At 30.9% G+C, this 20,933-nt stretch carries 19 protein-coding genes; 16 read left to right on the top strand and 3 right to left on the bottom strand.

Features of this window, described 5'->3' with window-relative positions; genetic code table 11:
• Positions 1-7: 7 nt before the first annotated feature.
• Positions 8-610, bottom strand: a complete 603-nt coding sequence (locus tag PBV87_RS21030) for a glycosyltransferase family 2 protein (RefSeq protein ID WP_271013627.1) — start codon at positions 608-610, stop codon at positions 8-10.
• Positions 611-787: 177 nt separating this feature from the next.
• Complete coding sequence (locus tag PBV87_RS21025; RefSeq protein ID WP_271013626.1) at positions 788-1,357, bottom strand: hypothetical protein; 570 nt, start codon at positions 1,355-1,357, stop codon at positions 788-790.
• 265 nt (positions 1,358-1,622) lie between these two features.
• Here PBV87_RS21025 and PBV87_RS21020 point away from each other — a divergent pair, with 265 nt between their 5' ends.
• The 4 genes from PBV87_RS21020 (at position 1,623) to PBV87_RS21005 (ending at position 6,052) form a co-directional block, all read left to right on the top strand.
• Entirely contained in the window at positions 1,623-2,762 is a 1,140-nt protein-coding gene (locus PBV87_RS21020) for an AI-2E family transporter (RefSeq protein WP_271013625.1), read from the top strand.
• A gap of 82 nt (positions 2,763-2,844) precedes the next feature.
• On the top strand, positions 2,845-4,341 hold the full coding sequence (locus PBV87_RS21015) for a TRM11 family SAM-dependent methyltransferase (RefSeq protein WP_271013624.1): 1,497 nt from the start codon (positions 2,845-2,847) through the stop codon (positions 4,339-4,341).
• 163 nt (positions 4,342-4,504) lie between these two features.
• Positions 4,505-4,774 carry a hypothetical protein gene (locus tag PBV87_RS21010; protein ID WP_053985581.1) on the top strand — a complete coding sequence of 90 codons (270 nt, stop codon included), beginning with the start codon at positions 4,505-4,507 and terminating at the stop codon, positions 4,772-4,774.
• A gap of 9 nt (positions 4,775-4,783) precedes the next feature.
• Positions 4,784-6,052 (top strand): DNA polymerase Y family protein, encoded by a 1,269-nt coding sequence (locus PBV87_RS21005; RefSeq protein ID WP_271013623.1) that lies wholly within the window; start codon positions 4,784-4,786, stop codon positions 6,050-6,052.
• Positions 6,053-6,088: 36 nt separating this feature from the next.
• Here the strand turns inward: PBV87_RS21005 and PBV87_RS21000 are convergent, their stop codons facing one another.
• The gene (locus PBV87_RS21000) at positions 6,089-6,850 is read right to left on the bottom strand and encodes a YitT family protein (protein ID WP_271013622.1); all 762 of its coding nucleotides are present in this window, start codon (positions 6,848-6,850) and stop codon (positions 6,089-6,091) included.
• Between the two features lie 88 nt (positions 6,851-6,938).
• On the opposite strand from PBV87_RS21000, the gene PBV87_RS20995 reads away from it, so the two are divergent.
• The 12 genes from PBV87_RS20995 (at position 6,939) to PBV87_RS20940 (ending at position 20,817) form a co-directional block, all read left to right on the top strand.
• Complete coding sequence (locus tag PBV87_RS20995; RefSeq protein WP_271013621.1) at positions 6,939-7,751, top strand: MerR family transcriptional regulator; 813 nt, start codon at positions 6,939-6,941, stop codon at positions 7,749-7,751.
• A gap of 74 nt (positions 7,752-7,825) precedes the next feature.
• Positions 7,826-8,314, top strand: a complete 489-nt coding sequence (locus PBV87_RS20990; RefSeq protein WP_053985578.1) for a hypothetical protein — start codon at positions 7,826-7,828, stop codon at positions 8,312-8,314.
• Between the two features lie 283 nt (positions 8,315-8,597).
• Positions 8,598-9,311 carry a LytR/AlgR family response regulator transcription factor gene (locus PBV87_RS20985; RefSeq protein WP_053985577.1) on the top strand — a complete coding sequence of 238 codons (714 nt, stop codon included), beginning with the start codon at positions 8,598-8,600 and terminating at the stop codon, positions 9,309-9,311.
• 15 nt (positions 9,312-9,326) lie between these two features.
• Complete coding sequence (locus PBV87_RS22975; protein WP_271013620.1) at positions 9,327-10,658, top strand: sensor histidine kinase; 1,332 nt, start codon at positions 9,327-9,329, stop codon at positions 10,656-10,658.
• Positions 10,659-10,883: 225 nt separating this feature from the next.
• Positions 10,884-11,645 carry an EAL domain-containing protein gene (locus tag PBV87_RS20975; protein ID WP_271013619.1) on the top strand — a complete coding sequence of 254 codons (762 nt, stop codon included), beginning with the start codon at positions 10,884-10,886 and terminating at the stop codon, positions 11,643-11,645.
• Between the two features lie 14 nt (positions 11,646-11,659).
• Complete coding sequence (locus PBV87_RS20970; RefSeq protein WP_271013618.1) at positions 11,660-12,481, top strand: HD-GYP domain-containing protein; 822 nt, start codon at positions 11,660-11,662, stop codon at positions 12,479-12,481.
• 51 nt (positions 12,482-12,532) lie between these two features.
• On the top strand, positions 12,533-14,854 hold the full coding sequence (locus tag PBV87_RS20965) for a PTS transporter subunit EIIC (protein ID WP_271013617.1): 2,322 nt from the start codon (positions 12,533-12,535) through the stop codon (positions 14,852-14,854).
• An 87-nt stretch (positions 14,855-14,941) separates the two neighbouring features.
• A complete protein-coding gene (locus tag PBV87_RS20960) occupies positions 14,942-15,352 on the top strand; it encodes a bacteriohemerythrin (RefSeq protein ID WP_053985572.1) in 411 nt (136 codons plus the stop codon).
• 16 nt (positions 15,353-15,368) lie between these two features.
• Positions 15,369-16,265, top strand: a complete 897-nt coding sequence (locus PBV87_RS20955) for a chemotaxis protein (RefSeq protein ID WP_053985571.1) — start codon at positions 15,369-15,371, stop codon at positions 16,263-16,265.
• 3 nt (positions 16,266-16,268) lie between these two features.
• On the top strand, positions 16,269-17,606 hold the full coding sequence (locus PBV87_RS20950) for a methyl-accepting chemotaxis protein (protein ID WP_271013616.1): 1,338 nt from the start codon (positions 16,269-16,271) through the stop codon (positions 17,604-17,606).
• Positions 17,607-17,806: 200 nt separating this feature from the next.
• Positions 17,807-19,279 (top strand): methyl-accepting chemotaxis protein, encoded by a 1,473-nt coding sequence (locus PBV87_RS20945; protein ID WP_271013615.1) that lies wholly within the window; start codon positions 17,807-17,809, stop codon positions 19,277-19,279.
• Between the two features lie 161 nt (positions 19,280-19,440).
• On the top strand, positions 19,441-20,817 hold the full coding sequence (locus PBV87_RS20940) for a sulfatase (RefSeq protein ID WP_271013614.1): 1,377 nt from the start codon (positions 19,441-19,443) through the stop codon (positions 20,815-20,817).
• Positions 20,818-20,933: the final 116 nt, after the last annotated feature.

Raw genomic sequence — 20,933 nt, 5'->3', positions numbered from 1 at the left:
CTTAGAATTAATGTGCTATGTTTTGTAAAGCCTCATCAACAAGGCTATTTTTTCGAGGAAAATTATAATGTGTAACAACTTGATCTGTAAAAATTTCGAGAGGGGATTTTTTCATTAATGCTTCAAAAAAATAAAAATCCTCAGCATATCTTATTTCAGGACAGCGTGTAGGACCAATAAAGGAACGCTTAATAAATTTTACAGTTCCACAGTATTGATATTTTGTAGACTCAGTAACTCTCCAAATAGTACCATCATTAATTTGTAAATTAAAATAAACAATATCATAGTTATTGACATGATAAAGAAATTCATCTATAACCTGATTGAAAGCTTCCGTATAGAAGTAATCATCACTTCCTAAAAGGACAATATATTCACCAGTTGCAGCGTTAAGCAGTTTATTTACGGTGTAGCCAACTCCCTTATTTACAGGATTTTTTAGTAATGTTATATGAGATAAGTTTTCAATAACTTGAACGGTATGATCTGTAGAGCCATCATCACAAATGATGATTTCTAAGTCGTCTCTTGTAGGAATGCTTGCAATGGCTTTGGAGATAAGTACTTCTTGATTAAATACAGGAATTAAAACACTTACTTTTTTCATACAATCACCTACTTTAAATAAGTTAAATAGACTTGTATAAAGCTATTAATATATTTTATGTTATATGTAGGTAAAGTGTACATAAGCTAAACTAATGTATCTATTACAGAATAAATAAAGAATAGAAATAAGAAATAGGTCGCTCCTTATACAAGAGCAACCTATTTTTTATTTTGACTATGCAGCTGGTTTAACCGGTCTATATAAAAACTGTGTCTGTGTTTTTCTTAGCCCATGGCTTAGATAGAAGCGTATGAGCTTTGTTCTCATCTCCAATAACTTTTTATCGTCTACGTTTTTAACACATTCTACTTTTCCATTACTTTTTTCAAGAGGATACGGAAAAAGGTATAAATCATTGACCTCTGGGAAATGGGTGTCTAGCCACTCAGGAAGAAGGTTTAGTATGTCACCTCCAATCCCCATACCACGATATTCTTTCTCTAAGAAGAAGTCTGTAATGTAGAAGACTACACGGGTTTCTAACACGTCACTTAGACTCTTGTAGAAGGTTAAGAGTTCTTCTTCGATTTCTTTATCTTGGCACTTGAGTTTATCGTCTCTAAAACCGCCTGATTTTAAAGACCCCACATCCATAATTACCGCATTTAGATAGCCTACTCGTTGATTCTCATAAGTGATGGTGATGGAAAGTTCCTGTTTATCAGGGCTCCAAGAATATACTTTTTCACTTAATCCAATCAACTTATCGGTATCAGTATCACTATCTGCATCCTCTGATTCCATAAAGATCCCTCCAAAATATTTTTTAAAGCTAAGAATAGCTTAGCCTTATTATAGCATTTTATGCGTAAAGGTAAATAATGTATACTGACTAAAAATATTAGAATTAAATAAAAATTTATATACATAATTATAATTATAAAAAGACATAAAGAACATAAGAGAGGCATATTAACGAAGACCTTTAAACATGCTATACTAGTACATAACAAGACTAATGAAGAAAGTAGGAAAAAAGGTGCATTTTAATATAAATAAAAATAAGATAGTGACCTATTTAATTATTACATTCACTTCAATAAGTTTTTACTTTATACTTCTTAACTTTAATTGGGTAACAAACGGGATTCATAAGATTATGGATATTCTAAATCCTTTTATATTAGGGATAGCAATGGCGTACTTATTTTGGCGTCCATTAAGATGTATTGAGCGTTACCTTGATAAATATGTTTTTAGACAAAAGGTTGCTAAACACTTTATTCGTGTTGTAGGTGTGATTGTTTTATATCTTATTGTATTGTTGGGGTTAGTTTCACTTTTTTCTTTTGTGTTGCCTCAAATTATACAAAGTTTGGATATACTTTATCAAAAGATACCGGAGTTCTTTAAGGGATTTGAAGCTTCTTTAAATACATTACTTTTACAAAATGGCATAGAAGGCAATGCCTATCAAGTCATTTCAGATTTCATAGGTGATATATCTGGAATGATCTTACAGATTACAGGTAAGGTGATACCAGTTTTAGTAGACGTTTCTTTTAAACTGACAAGTGTTGTTTTAAATACTTTTCTAGCAACGGTTGTATCTATTTATCTATTGGTAGACAAAGAAAGATTCTTTGCACGTAATCGTAAGTTAATGCATGCAGTATTACCAGGTAAAATTATAGAACATATAGGTTTAGTAATGGATATTTTTGATGATACATTTGGGCGTTATTTTGTAGGACAAATGACAGATGCACTAATAGTAGGTAGTTTATGTTTTGTTGCGATGAACCTATGCGGTTTTGAGTTTTCCCTCCTTATAAGTGTAATTGTGACCTGTACAAATGTTATTCCTTATTTAGGACCATTTATTGGTGCAGTACCAGGAATATTTATTATTTTGATGACAGGGGGCCCTGTGCAAGCTCTTGGTTTTGGTATTATGATTTTTATACTTCAACAAATAGATGGTAATATTTTAGTGCCTAAGATTATTGGAGATTCTATAGGTGTATCAGGCTTTTGGGTATTGGTTGCCATTATGCTTGGAGGAGGACTTTTTGGATTTATAGGTGTATTATTAGGAGTACCTACACTTTCTGTTGTCTTTAAACTTTTGAAAATGTATGCAGAAAATAGACTTAGAAAAAAGGATAAACCTATAGAAACTGAAGCCTATATTGAGAAACGGACCTAAAGGTTGTACTTTTTTGTGAATAATGTTAGAGTAAGAGACAGACTCTATAAACAAGAAAAGATTGAAATAGTCAGGAGAATATATGATACAGACATTATATAGTAATATTTGTGCAGGACAAGATGTAAGAAAAAGCCTTATTGAGTTACGTCAGTTGATTAAAGACTCAAATAATAAACGTGCTTTTTACTATGAATTAGATGGAGACTTTAGTATACTAGAACGTTTATTAGAAGATGAAGATGCTAAAGTACGTAAAAATGTAGCACTTATTATGGGTGCATTAAAAATAGAAGATTTTAAATCTTTTTTATGGAAAGCTTATGAAAGAGAAGAGAAGCTTTTTGTAAAAAGTGATTATTTAACAGCTTTAAGTTACTTTGATTGTAGTGATCTACAAGAAGTTTTAAAGGATAGACTTTTTAAACTAAGCCATGAGCCAGTAGAAGAAAATAATAAGAAGCATATTAATGAAGAACTTCGTTTATTAACAGCCCTTACACTTAGTTTAGAAGAACCAGAAAAACACATTTTTAATGGTTATAATGTATTATCAGATCTTATATTGCTTACTAATCGTGACCATCAAGAGGTGACTTTAAATCAAATTAAAAAGGGTAAAGCAAAAGCTTTTGGAGCAGGGGTTATTGTACGTACAGATGATCTTAAAGAGATTTTAAATATCCGTACATTCTCAGATTTATTATTTAAGTTACCAGAAGTAGGAACAGTAGAGGCAACACCAGAAGCAGCAGCAGTGTCATTATTTGAAGGGGGTCTATTAGAGTTTTTACTTACACGTCATAAAGGCTATCCACCTTTTTATTTTAGAATAGAAGTAAAAAGTAAGATGACACTTGATAAACGTAGTACTTTTACCAAACGATTAGCTAGTGAGTTAGAACGTTTGTCAAATCGTCAACTCATTAATTCCACTTCACACTATGAATTTGAAATTCGTTTAATTGAAAATAAGGAAGGACGTTTTAATGTACTTCTTAAACTTTTTACAATTGAAGATAAACGCTTTAATTATAGAAAGAAAACATTAGCTGTAAGTATTGCACCAACTACAGCAGCACTTACTATTCAGCTTGCTAGACCATACTTAAAAGAAGAGGCTCAGGTACTAGATCCATTCTGTGGTGTAGGTACAATGCTTATTGAAAGACAAAAGGTAGAAAAAGCAAAAGTGCTATATGGTGTAGATATCTACGGCGAAGCTATAGACAGTGCTATAGAAAATGCAAACTGGGCAAGTACAGATATTTATTTAATCAATAGAGATTTCTTTGATTTTAGCCATAAATACTTATTTGATGAGATTATTACCAATATGCCAACAGTAATAGGGCGTAAAACACAAGGCGAAATTATGGAATTATATAGCCTATTCTTCCAAAAGGCCCATACCATGATGGAAACCAACGGTATAATGGTGCTTTATTCTAGAGATAAAGATTTAGTTGAGCGAGGTATTGCATCTAATACTTTAGCTTATAGACTAGAACAAGAATACATGATTTCTAAAAAGGAAGAAAGTTATGTATTTATTATACGTGTAAATGAAGAAGAATAGAAAACTATAAAAAGCTGTTGCATAGGTGCAACAGCTTTTCTATTACACAGTTTTATTCTAGACAGTAGAAGTAGAAAGAAGAATAATCAGATGAAGCGTTTACAAAATTTATCCAATCTGATATACTTAATTCAAACATATGTTCGATATAAGGAGTGGGTTTATGGAATGGATCAATCTACCTATTGAAATCATTTCTAAGTTTAATGCACTAGGGGAAATTGTACCATTAAAGTTACGTTTAGAAGATGAAAATCATCATTTGCAAACGGCAAAAGTTGTGAATATTATTTATACCAATGAGAATCAATTTGCAGGCACTAAAACATTAGATTATGGTTGTAAAGTACAGTTTGAAGCAAGTGAGAAGATGCTAGAATTACGTTATCATATTGTGAGCCATAAATGGACCATTAGGCGTGTGATTTGTTAGGAGGTATTTATGGTAGAGCGTATTATATTTCATATAGATGTGAACTCAGCCTTTTTGAGCTGGGAAGCAGCCTATAGAGTTCAAGTTTTAGGTGACTGCGTGGATTTACGCACATTACCTTCAGCAGTAGGTGGTGATAGGGAGCAGCGAAAAGGTGTTATTTTAGCAAAATCTATAGCTGCAAAAGCCTATGGAGTTCAAACAGGAGAACCCATTACTTCAGCATTGATGAAATGTCCGGATTTAGTTATTGTAAAGCCTAATCATGAACTTTATGAGGCTTGTTCTAGAGAGTTTATTACTCTCCTAAGAACATACACTCCTGTAGTTGAACAATATTCTATAGATGAAGCCTTTATGGATATGACAGGGACAGAAGGCTTATACGGTAGCCCGTTAAGTATTGCCCAGGTAATTAAAGATAGAATAGAACAGGAACTAGGCTTTACGGTTAATATAGGTATTTCTTCTAATAAGCTATTAGCAAAAATGGCAAGTGACTTTAAAAAGCCCAATCTTATCCATACGTTATTTCCTTATGAAATAGAAGATAAAATGTGGCCCATGCCAGTACGTGAACTTTTCTTTGTAGGACGTGCAGCAGAAGAAAAACTAAAAAGGTTAGGAATACGGACAATAGGTGATCTTGCAAAGGCAGATATGAAAATGCTTAGGACGTACTTAGGAAAGCAGGGGGAAGTGATTTATCATTATGCAAATGGTATTGATAGTTTAGAAGTTGCAACAAAAAAAATACCTAATAAAGGCTATGGTAATGCTACAACCATTCCTTATGATGTAAGCTGTAAGGAAGATGCCCAGAAGATTTTGCTTTCCCTTTGTGAAACAGTAGGAATGCGGCTAAGAAAAGATGGAGCGCGTGCAAGCTGCATTGCTGTGAGTATGGTTGATACCTTCTTTGAAAGGCGTTCACATCAAATGATGCTTATATCGCCAACAGATGTGACGCATCAACTTTATACATGTGTTTGTAAACTTTTAAGAGAATCTTGGGATTATAAAATGCCTATTAGACAGTTAGGGGTACACACAAGTCATATTACGTATGAGAAGGAAGAGCAGTGTACCTTATTCGATACACCAGAGACTACCAAGTATGGGAGGCTAGACCAAGCCGTTGATCAAATACGACAAAAATTTGGAGAAGATGCGATTATGCGTTCAACTTTTGTAGGAAGTAAGCTTGACCATATGGCAGGTGGCATTGCTAAAGAAAAGAAAACAGGAATTACACATTGTGAGGTTACAGAAGAATAATAAAAAGGCTGTTGCATTTGGGCAACAGCCTTTTTATTAAGATGCAGTTTCACTATCAAGTGTAAGTGTTTCTTCATTATCTATATTCATCTCATCAGCTTGTGTTGTAGAAGAATGATTAACAGTAAGTATAGTATCTTCTTCTTCTGTAGGTGACTCAAGAAGTGTATGATCAGTTTCTTGAGCTGCTTTTCGTTTTTCACCAAATTCGTGGATTATACCAATAACCTTACCGCTTACAGTAACAGCGATTAAAGACCAGAAAATTTGATAGAAGCTTAAGTAGGTTAAAGATAATGCAAGTACAATGAAGTCTGTAATCATATAAACCCAGTTAATTTTAAGTGGGGTTAATTTGCTTACAACAAGTGCAATCACATCATCACCGCAAGATGCACCACCACCGAGTACAACAAGTCCTACACCTACACCTACGAATAATCCAGCAAGTAAGCTAGCTGCTAACATATGATTAGATAAGCTTGGAACAATAGGTCCTATATGTTCCCATATACCATATGTAGTGGAGAAAGTTGCCGTAGACAAGAAAGAATACATTAAGAAACTTTTACCAAAGTACCTAGTACCAAAAAGAAATAGGGAAAAGTCTAAGACAACACTTGTAAGAGAAGGAGAAATATTAAAAAGATTTTTAAAGAGTAAGAGCAATCCTAGAATACCACCTTCAGTAACGCTATTTTGATAGTTAAAGTTAAAAGTTCCGAACGAAAGAATGGTTGCACCCGCCATAACCAGAAGAATAGATTTATAAGGTATTTTTTTTAGACGAGTATACATAAATATCAACTCCTTTATCATAAGTATAAACTATGGCATAATACTAGAGTCAAAGGTTTTTTGAAAAAAGTTAAAAAGGAATGATAAAATGAAACCTTATTATAAAATAGGGGAGATCTCTAAAATTTATGGAATTGGTAAAGATTCTTTGATGTATTACGAAGAATTAGGTATTTTAAAACCAGTGAGAGGAGAAAATGGGTATCGCTTTTATAGCCTTCATGATATATGGCGTTTAAATCTAATAAAGGAATTGAGAGCCCTAGACTTCTCTATGAAGAAGATTAAAGATTACTTAGACGATAGAACGATAGCCTCTACACAGAGCATTTTAAATACAGAAGTGGCTTTAATTGACCAAAAGATAGAAGAACTCTTAGCTCATAAAGAAAATATTAAAGAAAGACTAAAAGATATAGAAGAAGTTGTAGAGGGGATAGAACCTTATCATATTCAAGTAAAAGAAATGCCTAAAAGGAAAGCATTAATTTTAAATGCAAATATTACAAGAGATGAAGAAGTAGATATTTTAATTCAAAAACTTCAAAAGGACTATGAGGATCAATTTTATATACTAGGCAATCATAATATTGGCGCTGTATTTGATTATGAAAAAGTGCAACAAGGCATTTGTAATGTCTTTAAGTCAGTTTTTTGTTTATTAGGAGAAGATGCTGAGATCTTTAATTTTAAATTAGAGGCCGGGACTTATATGAGTTGCCATTATACAGGGGCTTATAAAAATAATAAGAATTGTATGAAGCAAATACTAGAGTATATAAGAAAAAAAGAGTATACGATTATAGGTGATCCACTAGAAATTTATAAAATAGATATCCATGAAACAGGACAAGAGAAAGAGTTTGTAACAGAGATTCAAATACCGGTAGAAAAAGTTTAATGGAAAATAAAAGGTATATTTTATTTTTATTTGGTACACTCTAAAATATATATTATAAGATAGAGGTATACTTAATGAAATCAACTATACAAAAGATATTTTTGACGATAGCAATCATTTGCTGTATAAGTAATCCTGTTCAGAGTATGGCTACCATGAATAATGCTCATAAAGAGAATGTACAGGCTTATATAGAAGAATTAAATATTTTACAGAATCAAATTTTTTCTCTTGCTCAGAAGGTTGTTTTCGAGCAGGAAGTAAATATGAGTTATGTAAAGGATACTGTAAAAAATCTAAATAAGTATTTAGATACTCTAAGAGGAAAAATAGATAGTGATTTGATTAAAGACTCTTCCATAGAGAATAGTTTGTATATGAATAGAGATTTGCTTATGTTAGATAATACAATCAACTATATGAAAAGTGCATTATCAGAGTTAAGTTATTTAGTTAATCAAACAAGTGGAGCGGAAAAAATAATAACATTGGAACGTTATTTTAACTTTAAGATTTATGCAGGGAATACACTCAAATTTACTAAGAATTTAATCGGCGAATAATAGAAAAAGAACATCTTTTTAGATGTTCTTTTTGTTTGCGCAAAAGAAATATAATAGAGAGATTGACTACTAAAATAAAATTTGAAAATAAAAAGATAGTAAAAGTAGTAAAAAATAGTAGTCTAGAGTACAGATTCTAAGATAGATTGTCTTATGAAAATAAGTGAATTAATAATGATGTGACACTAAGTGATGAAAAACTAAATTTGTAATTAACGAAATAATAAATTATGGTATAATACTTAAGCTTATTCTGGGGATAGAGAGAAGGAAGGAGTTACAAATGATTAATATTTATTTATGCGATGATAATTCTAAATTTTTAGAGCAGCTTAAAGAACGAATAATAGAAGTAGCAGAAAAACATGCATTAAACGTACATATTAAATTTTATAATAATGGAAAAGAATTAATATTTAATATGGAAGATGTAGATGCAGATATCATTTATTTAGATATAGAAATGGATGAAATAAATGGAATAGAAACAGGACTAAAATTAAGGGAGCTAGGGTGTACTGCACAAATTATATATTTAACAGTCAATAAAGATTATGTATTTGATTCTTTTGAAGTCCAACCTTTAAATTATCTAATAAAAGCCAATATGAATACAGATCAGTTCGAAAAGGTATTTTTTAAAGCCGTTGAAATAGTACAATCGAAAGAAAAAAGATATTTATATTTTAAGAAGAATGCTAAAATATATAAAATAATTCTCGATGAAATTGTATACTTTGAAGTAATTAAAAGAAAAATAGTAGTTTATTATAGAAATGAAAAATTTGAATACTATAATAGCTTGGAAAATTTAATAGAAGAAATAAATGATAAAACGTTTATAAGAATACATAGGTCTTATGTAGTACATCTAAAATTTATAAAATATATAGAGAAAGATATGGTAGTTCTTGTAGATAATGAAACTTTAAAAATAGGGAGAAAATACTTAAATGATGTGAAAGAAAAGTTTAAAGACTATTTATTTGCAGAATAGATAAGGAGAGAATAGGTGAATACATTAGAGATCATATTAAAAGTTATAACATTTGTTACGTGTATAATTTATTTTGTGATTATGATAAAGGCAACATCTCTGATATTAAAAAAAAGAACTAATAAGTATATAACAAGTATCGTTATTCTTATATCAAGTATTATTTTTGTGTCAGTTAATAATACGTATATTCCAGGTTATATAGTTTATATCATTACTTATATTCATATGATTATATTTTTTGCTTTATTGTTTGATGGAAGAAAAAAAGATATTTTGTTTGCCTCAGGCAATATAGTATTACATTTATGTGGTATAGGACTTATAGCATTTTGCTTTATGGCAGGATGCTTAAGAATTGAAGTAGGAGAAATATTAAAAAATACAATTTTTAATTATTTATATGTCATAATGAAATTGGGTATTTCTATAGTTATAGCTGTTATTTTTATCATTAGATATAAAAAGTTGCAAGATATTTGGTTAAGTAAGTTTTCAATTAATATCATATATAAAATACAAACATTACTAAATATCTTAATTATTGTATATGGAGCCTACTACAGCCTTGCTATTGAAACAGAGCGATATGAGTGGGGAATGATCATTATATTGATGTTATTTATTTATTATATAACCATTCAATATACAAAGACTTATGATTTTTATATAGATACTCAAGTTAAAAATATATTATTGGAAAATCAAATAAGTAAACAAGTAAGCTATTATGAAATACAAAAAGAACATATAAATAAATTAAGGAAATTCAAACATGACTATAAACATATGATAGAAGGCATAAGCTATCTTATTATTAAGGAAGATATAAAGGGATTGAAGCGCTTTGTAGAAGAAATGGATGTAGAGATGAGAGCGATTATAGACGACTATAAAGAGTATTCTAATCATTCATTGCTCCAAGCTATTTTATGGGATGCTCAGGAAAGAATTAAGAAATTAGAGATTCAGTTTGATGCGTACATATATATTCCTAAAGGTGCTCAATTAACAGATCTAGAAGTATGTAGAGTATTTTTAAATATCATTGAGAACTGTATAGAGGCTTGTGAAAAGGCCCCTGATATAGAAAGAAGATTTATTAATATAAAAACAATTAATACAAAAGAGGGGGTAGTGATTAAAGTAGAAAATACTTTAAATGAAAGACTCATCATAAGAAATAATCATTTTATCACTACAAAAGATGATCCCTTTGAACATGGCTTAGGTATAAAAAATATACAGGAAATAATAGAGAAACATAAAGGATTATTAAACATAAAGACAGATCAAAAAAATAAAAAATTTATATTACAAATATATTTACCACATACATTAGATTAGTAAGGGGAAATGAAATATCCTATAGTACTTAAATACTATAGGATATTTTTTATTTAAAAGATTAATGCATTTTGAGACAAAAAATCTGCATTATGGAACAGAAAAAAGTTGTCTAAGAGAAACTAGATTATAATTAATAGTATTTGAGAAAAATATTTTGTAGATAAATAAACTAGGAAGTAGGTTGAAATATAAAAATATTAAGAGAAAAGGAGGATAAATAATATGAAGAAAAGTATAACACCTCAAGCATTAGAAGAAGCTTTTTTAAAAAATCAATTTATATTATATTACCAGCCTAAATATGATCTAGAAGAAGAGAAGATTATTGGACTAGAGGCTTTAATAAGATGGCAGCATCCTTATCTAGGAGAAATAGGTCCAAATGATTTTTTTGAAGATGTTTTTAAATTAGGAAAAATAATAGATCTTGATATATGGGTATTACATAAAGCAATAGAAGATATATGGAAGATGGAAGAAGATAACTTATATAGTTATCCAGTAGCTATTAACTTATCAGCTAAGAGTCTTTGCAGTGTAAGGTTTATGCAAGAAGTAGAGTCACTTTTTATAAATAAGCCAGAATGGTTTAATAAGCTAGAAATAGAACTTACTGAAGAAATAAGAATTCTAGATTTTAGTCATGCACAAAGTAATATAGAAAAGCTAAGACAATATGGAATGAAAATAGCAATAGATGATTTTGGGAAAGGTTTTGCGAATATTGAATGTCTAAGAAAATTAAATTTTGATATTTTAAAAATTGATAAAGATTTAATAAGAGATATACATAAAAATGAGATAAGCCAAGCATTGTTAGACTTTATTATACAAATGGCCAATGTATTAGAGCTGTCGATAATAGCAGAAGGAATAGAAAGTAGAGAAGAGTATGAATATATTAGATATCATACACCATGTCATATCATACAAGGTTACTATATAGGAAAACCAAGTTGTTTAAGTGAATTTTATAAAATTTAAGAAAAGGAGTTAGAATGGATAAAGAATTAGTGATACAAGAAGACATTTTTAATGAGCAAGGTGTACTTATTCTTTCAAAGGGAACACGTGTAGATCATAATAGGCATTTGTTGAAAAAGTTAAAGTGCTATGGCATAGATATACAAGAGTTAATAAATATTCAAAAGAATAATTTATATAGGGATGAATGGGGTAAAATTGTTATTCCAACTCATAATATAGGAGAAAAGTATGAAGTGTTTTATGAGAAATACTACGCTACCATTCCTCTTATACAAGATATCATTTATAAAAAGAAAGCTGAACGATGGTATATTCATTTAAATACATATATTAATACACTTCCATGGTATTACTCTCATTCTATGAATGTGGCTATTATTGCAGCTTTAATAGCGAAACAATGCAAGTATACTGAAGAGGAAATACAAGAAATAGTATTAGGAGCATTCTTTCATGATATAGGGATGATGCTTATTCCTAATAATCTACATTATGAAAATAGGAACACTTTTTCCCAAGAGGAGCATGTAATATTTGAGAAGCATTGTGAGCTAGGAGTAGGCGTGATTCAAAATATAAAATTTCCAGAGGTCAGTAAAAATATTATTCTTCAACACCATGAATGTTTAGATGGTAGTGGGTATCCACACAAATTAAGAGGAGAGAAAATGATAGAACAATCTAAAATAGTTGCTGTAGCAGATTGCTTCGAATATCAGACATATTCAGATAAAAGGAATAAGCTAGAAGATATTCTAGAGTACATGAGAAGTCAATCTAATAAATATGAGATAAAATATGTAGAATATTTAGCATACCTTTTTGAATGTTGATACAACAAAATAACTGATAAGTAAATGGAATCTAAATATAGGGAGAAACAAATGAATAAACAAGTTGTAAAAATGCACGTTCTAAATATACAAAATAAAATGAGTGAAAAGAAATATCTTATGATGATCAAAGAAGCTTTCATTGAATTAATTCCATTGGTACTTATAGGTTCATTTTTTACTATAATGAACAATTTACCTATAGATGCGTATCAGAATTTAATGATAGAACTATTTGGAGAAGGATGGAAGAGTTATGGTGGCATGATATGGCAAGGGACATTTGGCATATTATCCATTCTGTTATTGATTAGTTTAACGAACAAAGTAGCAGATCATAAAGGGGTACCCCAATCTACAGCTATTCTAATAGCCATTGTTACCTTATTTATTTTACTAGAGCCAACAATAGAGGGGAGCGCAGATTATAAGGATTTAGGTACAAAAGGGATGTGTATGGCTATCTTGATAGCTATTGTTATAACCAATCTATTTGCTTATTTCTATAGAAAAGAAAAATTAAGAATACGTATTCCAGTAGGTGAGGTAAGTGATAACAGTAGAAAAGCATTTGAAGTTATTGTACCAGCGTTGCTTACTATTATTATTGTAGCGACAACACGTCAAATTTTTATGTTAATATTTAATACTCGAGACATTTATAATTTCTTCTATAGTATGATACAAATGCCATTTAATAACCTAGGAAACGGGCTATTAACATCCATCATATACATATTACTTAACCAAGTGGCATGGTTCTTTGGAATCCATGGATCAGCTGTTACAGAGGGACTTAATAATAATATATTTGTTCCTAATATTGAAGCGAATGTAATGGCTATAGCTAATGGGGGTATTGCAACAGAAATCTTTAATCAACCGTTTTTTGATTTCTTTGTGTATTTAGGAGGATCGGGAGCAACTTTGTGTCTAGCAATTGCTATGCTAATTTTTAGCAAGAAAAAGCATACTCGTCGTATAGCTACACTAGCGATTATTATGGGGCTATTTAATGTAAATGAATTACTTGTGTTAGGGCTGCCTATTGTGCTTAATCCTATCTTTTTAATTCCATTTATAGGTGTACCTATTGTATTAAATATTATTTCTTATCTAGCAACAAGTATGGAATTAGTTCCAATTGTTACGGCGAATAGCCACTGGACATCACCTGTATTTATTAGTGGTGTAGTGATTACAGGTTCGTTTGCAGGAGCTATTTTACAGTTTATTAATATCATAGTTGGAGTAATAATTTATGCGCCTTTCGTAAAGCTACATGAAGCCACAAAATATAAAAGAAATAATCAGATTGCAGAGTTCTCAGATAAGATTATAAATGGGGATTTATCAGATGAGATAGATGATCGCTACTTAAAGCGAACAGATGATGTTGGGGTAATGGCAAGAGCAATTACACATACTCAAAAAGGATTAGTTAAAGTAATACGTGATATAAGATATCAAATGAAAGAACGTATTAATCAAGCGTTAGTGCTTACAAAGTACTCACAAGAGCTTAATGTAAATATTCAAGATATTGATAAAGAACTTGTTGATTCTTTAGAGGGAGCAAATAATCAAGTAAGGAATATTCAGAGCATCATAGGTAACTTAAATGAGTTTAAGATGCATTTACTACATATTAAAGATAACGTGAAAGAAGTAACACAAAGTACAGATCAAGTAACAGAAATGACTTTGGTTGGAGAAAGAGAATTAACGAAGCTTGAAGAGATTATGCAAGAAACTTCTAGTTCCTTTAGAGATTTAGAAGAATCCGTTATAACCACTAATTATAATGTAGAAAAAGTAGGCGAATTAGTTGGAGCAATAAAAAATATAGCAGCTACAACGAATATCCTAGCGCTTAATACAACCATTGAAGCTGCAAGAGCAGGAGAAAGTGGGAAAGGTTTTGTTGTACTGGCAAAAGAAATAAGCAAATTGGCTAGTGCGACGGAAACTATATTAAGTGAAATCGTGGAAAAGACAGACTTAATTACTGAAAATATTGAAGTAATCAGTAGAACAAAAGAGAACTTAGGTACTCAAATAGAGCTACAAGAATATAACAGTAAAATAATGATTGAGTTATTTAAAAAGATAAAAGAATTAATAAAAATTGTAAGTGATAATGCAAACAGTGTTTATGATACAGGTTATAGTATTCAAGAAAAAAATACCTCAGTAGAAATAAATATCGAAGAAATATATGAAATTTCTAAAAAACAACTAGAGTATGCAGAAAATATCACAAAGAATGCAGAAAATATTAAGCAAGTAGCAGAAATAATGGATGTAACATCAAATAGTATTAAGATTGATACAGATCAATTAGAAAGTTTTATTAGTAGTTATAAATTGTAAAATGCTTATGAGAATTAGATAATAAGATGCAATATGCACTTTGTTATCTAATTTCTTAATTATTAAACTATAAAAGGAAGTAATGTTATGCTAGATTTTAAATTTAATTGGGACAATCGTATTAGTGTAGGGATAAATGAAATAGATGAGCAGCATAAAGAATTATTTAGAATAGGAAGAGATCTAGAACAACTTATTTTAACGAGGACAGGGCAAATAAGTGAGCAGGAAGTATTGAAGTATCTATGTGAGGTGAGAGAGTATATTACCTATCATTTTCATACAGAGGAAGCGGTTATTGAGCAAATCAACAAAGAAGCTCTAAAAGAGCATAAAGCATTACATGATGACTTGATAGAAAAAATAAATAAGATTAACTGTATAAAATTAGTAGAAGATCAACAAGAAGGCATTAAATATTTAAATATTATTCTTCAAGAATGGGTACTTAATCATATACTTATTGAAGATATGAAAGTTATGAAAGGTTTTAACTAAATATGGAGGAAGTGCTATGAGTGAAATTTTATTAAAGGTAGGAAATGGTGAACTTGAAATTATAGAGTTTATGATAAATGGACAGTTTTATGGCATAAATGTTTTGAAAGTAAGAGAAATCATTCCTATAAATGAAGTTATAAAAGTACCTAAAGCTTCGGAGGAAATAGCCGGTTTAGCTCATGTAAGGGGGAAAGTAAGTGTAGTGATTGACCTCCAGCAACTTTTATGTAGTAAGCCAAGGGAACAATATCAACATGCACTAGGACTATTATGTGAATTTAATGGAACCCAAGTTATATTTTTAGTAGATTATGTGGAGCAAATTAAAAGAATATCATGGAAAGATATCAATCCAATAGAACAAATCTCAGAAAAAAATTTAACTATAGGTACAATTTTAAGTGATGGACATGTTACTGTGATGTTGGATTTTGAGAGTATTGCAATAGGCGCAAAGATTGGAAAAGGCTATGAGGCACAAGGGCAAAAAGTACAGAAAAATCATAGGTTAAAAAATATAAAAATTGTTTTGGCAGAAGACTCTAAAGCTATATGTGAGATGTTAAGATGTACGCTTGAAGAGGCTGGTTTTAGAAATATAAAAATTTTCAATAATGGGCAAGAAGCTAAAGACTATATTTACGAATTAAAGAATCAATATGGACAAGAGTTTTATAAAAAGATAGATTTGCTTATTTCAGATATAGAGATGCCTGTTTTAGATGGATATAGTTTAACAAAATGGATAAAAAGTGATGAGACGCTCCAAAGGCTAAAGGTCATTCTCTTTTCTTCTTTAATTACAGAGGAATTAAAACATAAAGGGATGGAGGTAGGCGCCGATTCTCAAATTAGTAAACCTTCAATAAAGGTATTGGTAGAAGAAATCAATAGATTAATGGGGAGATAAAATATGTTTAATAATATGTCAATATCAAAGAAGTGGATTACTGTTATTTTATCAATAGGTGGATTATCACTTTTATGTGTACTTACTTTAGTATTAGGAATTAATTTGTTAAAGAGTGATTTATTAAAAATTATAGAGATACTAGAAGTGGGTTTAAGCCCAATACAAATTGAAGCCATTCGAAGCAGTATGGAACAAGAAATTTCTATTGCCAATTTAACAGTGGTTATAGCGGCGTTAATGTTTTGTACTGCTGTAGGTATTGTGTGGGTTTTATCAAGAAAAATGAGAAAAAGTATTTTAAGACCCATTCAACAAATAAAGGATGATTTAAAAGGGCTTTCAGAAGGGAATCTTAATACAACCATTGAGTATGATGGGAAAGATGAATTAGGAGAATTAACAACTCACTTAAGACAAGTAATTAAAATATTAGGGTGCCAAATCAAAGAAATAGACATGTTAATGGGAGAGATGGCAAAAGGAAACTTTAATATAATGGTTTCAGATACTTTTACAGGAGATTTTAGAAGTATAAAAATATCTATAGAGAAGTTTATAGAAAACATATCCATTAATATCAAACCTATAGAAGAAATGGCAACACAATTAACGATTAGTTCAGAGACCGTAGCAAGTGGAGCTGGAGAGGTTGCTGAGGCAGCTACAGAGCAAACAAGTATTATACAAGAGTTTGCTTCATCCATAGAAGAAATGATGCAAATGATTACTCAAAATGTTGCATGTGTTCAAAAAGAGATAGGGGTTATAGAACAAGTAGGATTAAAGGCGAATCAAGGAAAACATTTAATTAATAATATGAAGGAATCCACGGAGGCAGTAACACATTCAAGTCAAGCTATTGTTTCAGTTGTTAAGAGTATTGATGAAATAGCAAGCCAGACGAATTTGTTAGCTTTAAATGCAGCTATTGAAGCGGCAAGAGCGGGAGAGTCAGGAAGAGGATTTGCTGTAGTAGCGAGTGAGATAAGAGAGCTTGCGAATAGAACCATAGAAATAGTAAGTGAAGTAGAAAAAATCGTTCAAAGCAATGTAGAGAAGGTATATGATAATAAAAAAATAGCAGAGTATACAGCGATATCTTTTGATGAAATATTACAAGTCATAGGTGAAGTAGAAATAGTTATTAATAGCCAAATAGAAAGTAGTAAGCAAGAAAGAAAGACTATGAATGAACTTGCGGAAGGAACAAAGCAGTTAACAAATATTACGGAAAGAAATAGTGGGGCTGCGCAAGAAGGAGCGGCTATTAGTGAAATGTTAACGGAAGAGGCGAAGCATCTTCAAGACATTCTTAAGTATTTTAATCTAAGAAAATAAAGGACTTAATGAAAAGGCATAAAGAATATTAGAGTAAAGGTTTATAAACAAATAATTTTAAGAATACATATTAAATAATTACTGATAATATAAAAAGAGTTTACTTAAATATACTTATATTTAAATATATAGTGTAGTATTATAAATATAATATAAAATTTCTATGTCGATTAAGAGAGATAGAAAAAAGGAGACGAATAATGCTGGCTATAAGAAGACATGAAGAAGTAGATAAAGTATATGATTATGTGAAAAAAACTTTAGAAGGTGAACAGATAGAACAACCTAAACTTAAGTATCCCAAGAATAAATTGATTATGGAATTACTAGAAGTACTTCTTAGTAATAATCATATTAATCAAGAAAAGATACTAGGGCTTATTGAACAGGCTGCCAAGTTAAGTGAATTTGATGTAAATATGGGGTTTACTTCAGATAATCTTAAAAAAGTTGCAAATGAATTAGCAGGGTCAAGTACTTTTTACATGGGAGTAGTGGAGGAAACTACAGCGAGTGTCAATGAAGCATCTATGGCACTTGACCAAAGTACGGGGGTATTAGAAGAAATTACAGCTAAAGCAGTAAATTTAAAAAATGTAAATGAAGAAAGTGTAAAACAGTTAGAGGAAATAGCAAAATTAAAAGATGTTGTTTCTGACAATGCTACGATTATGGAAGATAAAATTAGCACGCTAGAAGAGATGACTAAAAATGTGCAAAATATCGTAGAAGGAGTAAGAGGTGTTGCGGAGCAAACCAACTTGCTAGCGCTTAATGCAAGTATAGAAGCTGCAAGAGCAGGAGAGCAGGGAAGAGGCTTTGCAGTGGTAGCAGAAGAGATTAGAAAGCTAGCAGAAGATACAAAAACTAAGCTGAGTAATATGGAAAATTTCACCAATCATATGAAAGATGCTACACAAGAAGGCATTAAAAGTGTCCATACAACTATTACTTCAATTGAGGATATTGGGAAAAAGATAGATGTAGTTAATGAAATTTTTGAAGTAAGTGTAGGTGATCTTATAAAAGCTGTTGACAGTATACAAGGCCTTTCAAGTACAATGCAAGAGATTAATAGTGCAAGTCAAGAGATTGTAGAAGCGATGGGAACGGTAGCAACAGAAACGGAGTATATTACAAGCATGTCTCAAGTGGTATCTAAGGAGGCTGAAGATGCAAGTACTTATGCAAAGCAAATTAGAAACATAGATGATAGCTTATTTGAGACGATTAGGGAATTCCTGCTTATCATGAATAATGGAACCCATCCAATTACAAATGAAAGCTTTATTGAGAATATTGATAAAGCCATTATTGCCCATCAAGGCTGGATTAAAAAGCTAGAACAAATGGTTATAAATGGACAAACAAAAGCTATTCAAACCGATGGAATGAAATGTGCATTTGGACACTTCTATCATGGAATAGAAGTAGAGCATCCACTTATTAAAAAAGAATGGGAAAGTATTGATGCTGTTCACCAATCACTTCATAAACACGGACATAGTATTATGGAATGTATTGAACAACATAATATAGATAAAGCCAAAGAACTTTTTGAAAAGACTAAAGAAGAATCTTATATTATTGTCAATCGCTTAAAGGAAATAAAAGAGAAATCCTATCAATTAAGTCAACAGGATGAAAGAATTTTTGAGTTAAAAGTAGTCTAAGGTCATAGAGAGCACTTCCTAAGTATAAGACATTTAGGAAGTGCTATTTTTAATAGAAAATTATAATAAAATTTATTATAACGGTACTTTATAAATAGAATAATATAATTTAAAATATAAAAGTGTATAAAATATTACTATATTTATATGGAGGAGAAGCAATGACCAATATCGTATATATATTGATTGATGATATGGGATGGAGGGACTTAGCCTGTTACGGAAGTACATATTACGAAACACCTTATATAGATGAACTTGCTAAACAAGGTATGTTATTTGATAATGCTTATGCGGCTTGTCCTGTGTGTTCACCAACAAGAGCCAGTATTATGAGTGGAAAATATCCAGCAAGGGTAAAAGTAACAGATTGGATTGGAGCAAGTGCAAAAGGGAAATTAATAGATGCTCCTTATGTAGATCATTTACCATTAGAAGAAAAAAGTTTGGCAACAAGCTTAAGAGAACATGGATATGCAACTTGGCATGTAGGAAAATGGCATTTAGGGACGAGTGATTACTATCCAGATAAGCATGGATTTGATGTGAATATAGGAGGAAACCATAAAGGTCATCCACATAATGGGTATTTTAGTCCATATCAATTAGAAAACTTAGAAGAGGGGCCAGAAGGAGAATACTTAACAGATCGTTTGACAGAAGAAAGTATTAACTTAATCCGAAATAGAGATAAGACCAAGCCATTTTTCCTTAACTTGTGGCATTATACAGTACATACACCGATTCAAGCAAAAGATGATGATATTGAGTATTTTAAGAATAAAGCTAAAAAATTAGGCCTAGATAATCAACCAGCATTAATAGAAGGCGAACATTTTCCTTGTGAACATAAGAAAAATGAAAAAGTAACCAGAAGGATTCTTCAATCTGACCCTGTTTATGCAGCTATGATTTATAACTTAGATTGGAATATTGGAAGAATTATGAAGACACTTGAGGAAGAAGGCATTTTACAAGATACGATAGTTATTTTTACCTCAGATAATGGTGGGTTATCAAGTGCAGAAGGATCACCAACTTGCAATGCACCTTTAAGTGAAGGGAAAGGGTGGATGTATGATGGAGGTGTCAGAGAACCTCTTATTGTCTGCTGGAAAGGTACAGTGTCTCCTAGTAGTGTGAGTCATAGATTAGTAAGTAGTCCAGACTTTTATCCAACTCTCGTGGAAGTAGCAGGGGGACAAAGTATGCCAGAACAGCACGTAGATGGAGAAAGTTTTTATGAGACATTAATAGGTGTAGAGAAGCAGAGAGAAAAACCTATTTTTTGGCACTATCCACATTATGGAAATCAAGGAGGAAGACCATATTCTGCTGTTAGACATGGGAAATATAAATTGATTTATTTTTATGAGAGTGAAAGTTATGAGTTATTTGATGTAGTAAGTGATATAGGTGAAACAACAGACTTAGCAGAAGAATATCCAACGATAGCAGAGAAATTACTAGCTAAGTTAAAAGAATGGTTAGCAGATGTAAAAGGAGAAATTCCTGTTAAGAATCCTGACTACCAATAAAAATAGCATCTATGAGATTCAGTAGAATTTCATAGATGCTATCTTTAATTGGTCAAATTTAATTCTAGGCAAACAAAAAGCAACCTCACAATGAAGGTTGCTTTTAGAGCTGTTAG

The sequence above is a fragment of the Holtiella tumoricola genome (genome assembly GCF_027857615.1).
Classification (GTDB): domain Bacteria; phylum Bacillota; class Clostridia; order Lachnospirales; family Cellulosilyticaceae; genus Holtiella; species Holtiella tumoricola.
This window is presented reverse-complemented; position numbering and strand designations above follow the sequence as displayed.

Excerpts from the sequence above, each read along its gene's own strand:
- PBV87_RS21015 (WP_271013624.1), top strand. The coding sequence starts at position 2,845 with ATGATACAGACATTATATAGTAATATTTGTGCAGGACAAGATGTAAGA.
- PBV87_RS20985 (WP_053985577.1), top strand. The coding sequence starts at position 8,598 with ATGATTAATATTTATTTATGCGATGATAATTCTAAATTTTTAGAGCAG.
- PBV87_RS20990 (WP_053985578.1), top strand. The coding sequence starts at position 7,826 with ATGAAATCAACTATACAAAAGATATTTTTGACGATAGCAATCATTTGC.
- PBV87_RS20950 (WP_271013616.1), top strand. The coding sequence starts at position 16,269 with ATGTTTAATAATATGTCAATATCAAAGAAGTGGATTACTGTTATTTTA.
- PBV87_RS21010 (WP_053985581.1), top strand. The coding sequence starts at position 4,505 with ATGGAATGGATCAATCTACCTATTGAAATCATTTCTAAGTTTAATGCA.
- PBV87_RS20965 (WP_271013617.1), top strand. The coding sequence starts at position 12,533 with ATGAATAAACAAGTTGTAAAAATGCACGTTCTAAATATACAAAATAAA.
- PBV87_RS20975 (WP_271013619.1), top strand. The coding sequence starts at position 10,884 with ATGAAGAAAAGTATAACACCTCAAGCATTAGAAGAAGCTTTTTTAAAA.
- PBV87_RS20945 (WP_271013615.1), top strand. The coding sequence starts at position 17,807 with ATGCTGGCTATAAGAAGACATGAAGAAGTAGATAAAGTATATGATTAT.
- PBV87_RS20940 (WP_271013614.1), top strand. The coding sequence starts at position 19,441 with ATGACCAATATCGTATATATATTGATTGATGATATGGGATGGAGGGAC.
- PBV87_RS21025 (WP_271013626.1), bottom strand. The coding sequence starts at position 1,357 with ATGGAATCAGAGGATGCAGATAGTGATACTGATACCGATAAGTTGATT.
- PBV87_RS21005 (WP_271013623.1), top strand. The coding sequence starts at position 4,784 with ATGGTAGAGCGTATTATATTTCATATAGATGTGAACTCAGCCTTTTTG.
- PBV87_RS21030 (WP_271013627.1), bottom strand. The coding sequence starts at position 610 with ATGAAAAAAGTAAGTGTTTTAATTCCTGTATTTAATCAAGAAGTACTT.
- PBV87_RS20970 (WP_271013618.1), top strand. The coding sequence starts at position 11,660 with ATGGATAAAGAATTAGTGATACAAGAAGACATTTTTAATGAGCAAGGT.
- PBV87_RS20995 (WP_271013621.1), top strand. The coding sequence starts at position 6,939 with ATGAAACCTTATTATAAAATAGGGGAGATCTCTAAAATTTATGGAATT.
- PBV87_RS21000 (WP_271013622.1), bottom strand. The coding sequence starts at position 6,850 with ATGTATACTCGTCTAAAAAAAATACCTTATAAATCTATTCTTCTGGTT.
- PBV87_RS20955 (WP_053985571.1), top strand. The coding sequence starts at position 15,369 with ATGAGTGAAATTTTATTAAAGGTAGGAAATGGTGAACTTGAAATTATA.
- PBV87_RS20960 (WP_053985572.1), top strand. The coding sequence starts at position 14,942 with ATGCTAGATTTTAAATTTAATTGGGACAATCGTATTAGTGTAGGGATA.